General features: G+C 39.7%; 5 protein-coding genes and 1 pseudogene. 4 read left to right on the forward strand and 2 right to left on the reverse strand.

The window, feature by feature from the left end:
- The 4 genes and pseudogenes from ACFILA_RS09225 to ACFILA_RS09240 all read left to right on the forward strand — a co-directional run.
- Positions 1-312, forward strand: a pseudogene (locus tag ACFILA_RS09225) (hypothetical protein); the annotation flags it as partial.
- Positions 309-713, forward strand: coding sequence for a hypothetical protein (locus ACFILA_RS09230; RefSeq protein WP_375661087.1), 405 nt, complete (start codon positions 309-311; stop codon positions 711-713). The pseudogene ACFILA_RS09225 and the gene ACFILA_RS09230, both read left to right, overlap by 4 nt.
- Positions 701-829, forward strand: a complete 129-nt coding sequence (locus tag ACFILA_RS09235) for a hypothetical protein (RefSeq protein ID WP_375637905.1) — start codon at positions 701-703, stop codon at positions 827-829. The genes ACFILA_RS09230 and ACFILA_RS09235 overlap by 13 nt, the downstream gene beginning before the upstream one ends.
- A 64-nt stretch (positions 830-893) precedes the next feature.
- Positions 894-1,253, forward strand: a complete 360-nt coding sequence (locus ACFILA_RS09240; RefSeq protein ID WP_273724680.1) for a hypothetical protein — start codon at positions 894-896, stop codon at positions 1,251-1,253.
- 102 nt (positions 1,254-1,355) lie between these two features.
- Here the strand turns inward: ACFILA_RS09240 and ACFILA_RS09245 are convergent, their stop codons facing one another.
- Both ACFILA_RS09245 and ACFILA_RS09250 read right to left on the reverse strand, forming a co-directional pair.
- Positions 1,356-1,556: a helix-turn-helix transcriptional regulator gene (locus ACFILA_RS09245; protein ID WP_375661088.1), complete on the reverse strand. Its 201-nt coding sequence runs from the start codon at positions 1,554-1,556 to the stop codon at positions 1,356-1,358.
- 209 nt (positions 1,557-1,765) lie between these two features.
- On the reverse strand, positions 1,766-2,890 hold the full coding sequence (locus tag ACFILA_RS09250; RefSeq protein WP_375661089.1) for a tyrosine-type recombinase/integrase: 1,125 nt from the start codon (positions 2,888-2,890) through the stop codon (positions 1,766-1,768).
- Position 2,891 lies beyond the last annotated feature (1 nt).

Below are 2,891 nucleotides of genomic sequence, written 5' to 3' on the forward strand. Positions count from 1 at the left end.
AATTTCTTTGGACCAGCTTATAATACTCAAAACATGGCAGATACGTTATATATCTTAAGTGATGGAAAGCAGGATTACGTAAACTTGGAAAATCATAAAAATGACTTTGTTGGTACAAAGATTGGCAAAAATCCTTACACTTTTGAGCAAATACCTCCTGGAAGTGGTCCTTGGAAAGAAGCAGGACAAATATTTAAGGGTTATCCAAGTGTTCATGCTTGTTATGGACATCCAAGTGATGCTTGTACAAAGTTCTATGGTTTACCTAATCGTACGCCAATTTATTCAAAATATTCAGGGAGGAAAAAATGAAACAAATCTTGAAATTATTAAGTGGTCTCATTCTGTTAAATATTGCTGGATGTAACATTGATAAGCCTTCTCCAGGGGCTCTGAGTATGTGGGAGAAACCTGGTGCAGATTTTACGGAGATAGGAAAAGCCTTGTTAGAATGTGGTATGCCAACCCCTTATGATATCGATCCAGAAAACCAACAGCAGAGTATTAATGCTAAAGCAACAGTTGATGCTTGCATGGTTCAAGCAGGATTCCGCTATAAAGATCAAAGAGGAGGGGGGTGGTGTTATACTTTTAAAGAGAAAAACTTGCCGATTTGTCGTCCAGGTGCTGTCATCCCACAGCGCAGTATCAAGAAGCGCTTGAATAGCCCGTTTTGTAAAAAGCATCCAGAACAACCTGAATGCGAGCCTTAAGTCTTGCTGTTTGTGATAATCAACAATCCGCCATCCTTGCATTTGCTTGGAATGGCGGGATTGTTTTCTCAACCAATCATCTCAATATTGGTCACCGTTGTTTTAAGCAGCGATGACAGAAAATATCAACAAGCTTCCGAGCTTTTTTATTGTAAATAAATCCATTGAAAGAGGGGAAGAATGAAGAAAATCTTAAAACTGTTGAGTTGTATAGCTCTGTTAAGTATCACTGGATGTGTTAACTCAATTCCCTCACTTTCTCCAGCATTATGGAGAAATAAAATACTTTTAGAATGTGGAGTACCGGACCTTAATAAGGTTGTGGCGCTAGATTTGAATCAATTTGCCAGTATTGAAATGTGTATGGCGCAATCAGGTTTTCGCCCTAGCTTTACAATACAAGATTGGTGTGAAAACCATAAATCGGACAACCTTCCCATATGTCGTCCTGGTGCTGTCATGCCTCAGCGAAGTGTTGAGAGACGCTTAAATAGCCCTTATTGTAAAAAACATTCAGAACAACTTGAATGCCAGCCTTAAGTCTTGCTTCAGCAGAGAAAGCTTTGAATTTACACCAAATAAAGCACCAGGTTGATGAGCTTGAGAAAGCCTTGTCCATCCTTACGTGACAAGGTTTTCTTTTTATGCCGCGTCGTTATAACGTTGCTGTTTTGCTTGCTTGATGACATTCAAAAGATCCGATTGTAACCAACGGGATAAAAAACCCAATTTTAGGGGTTTGGGGAGAGATCCATTGGTAACATGACGGCGGAATGTTGAGACACTCATATGAAGCAATTTTGCACTTTCACGATCTGTCAAAAGAATATCATTTTCTGTCATACTAAAATCCTTTCACTCTCAAAAAATGGTAACAAATCATAACTATTTATTAACCACATTTTGGTTCATTTAGAAAGATGTTTTATTCATAGAAAACAATATTTTATTATACAATTTCTAATGTGATAATTTATGACTCTTATTGAGAAAGAATGAGAGAGAAGAGAGCTAAAGTTATCCACAGATAATGGGGTTATTCACCCCATATCTTAAGATTGACCCGTGACATAAGCCGCCCATTTATCCATATAGACACGGCGCTGTTCTAAATAGTCAGTCCGACGATAGGCACGCTCTACTTTACCTCCTACTGTATGACTTAGAATGGTTTCAGCGACCTCATAGGGGGCATCGGTTGTTTCAGCAAGCCAATTGCGTAAACTAGAGCGAAATCCATGGGGGCAGGCATCAAGTCCAATACGTTTCATATATTGAGCCATACACCTATGCGCGAGGGGACCGCGACCTGTTGCAGAAAAGAAGAAATCATTGCGTGATAAAAGGCGCGCTTGTTTTAAAATGTCTAATGCTTCTGATGATAAAGGCACGCGAAACTCTGTTGTTGTATCACGCTTTCCTTTCATATTTTCAGCAGGAATAGTCCAGATATCATCCTCAACTTGATCTTTATGGATATGACATAAAGGAAAAGTACGAACGCCTGTCAGAATAAGCAAACGTAAAGCCAGTTGTGTCATTGTTGTTGTTTCGCAAAGTGTTTTATAAAAAGCCGGAACCTTTCTCCAATCCATAGCTGGAAAATTTTGCGTTTTATGGCGTTGTTTGCCTAAGAGCGCGCGTGCTTTTTCTGTTGCTTGTAAATCAACATTCAAACCTAATGCAGCCGCATGTTTAAGACAAAGATTAAGACGTATCAATGCTTTCTCTGCTGTTGCAGCTTTTGTATGCCAAATAGGGGCAAGAGTATTGCGTATCTCTGTTTGAGTAATCTCTGAAACGGGTAGACAGCCTAATTTAGGGAGAATATAAAGACGTAAAGGTGAAAACCAATCACAAGCCTTACCATCATTTTTTAATTCAGCTTTCCGACTTTCAAAAGCATCTACGGCAATATCTTTTAAGTAATGAAGATTGCTGATTGCCTCACGCTTTTGTTTATTGCGTTCTTTAATGGGGTCACGCCCCTCACGTAAAACCGAACGCCACCCAGTTGCCAATTCACGGGCTTGTTTTAAAGAGACATCTCGCAATGCTCCCAAGCCCATTTCACGACGACGTCCGTGAAGGGTATACCGTAAAATCCATTGAGCACCTCCATCTTTACGCTTATGAAGTAACAAGCCGGCACCATCATTATATTTGCCAGCCCCCAAT

Source organism: Bartonella sp. CL71SXKL (assembly GCF_042194935.1).
GTDB lineage: Bacteria > Pseudomonadota > Alphaproteobacteria > Rhizobiales > Rhizobiaceae > Bartonella.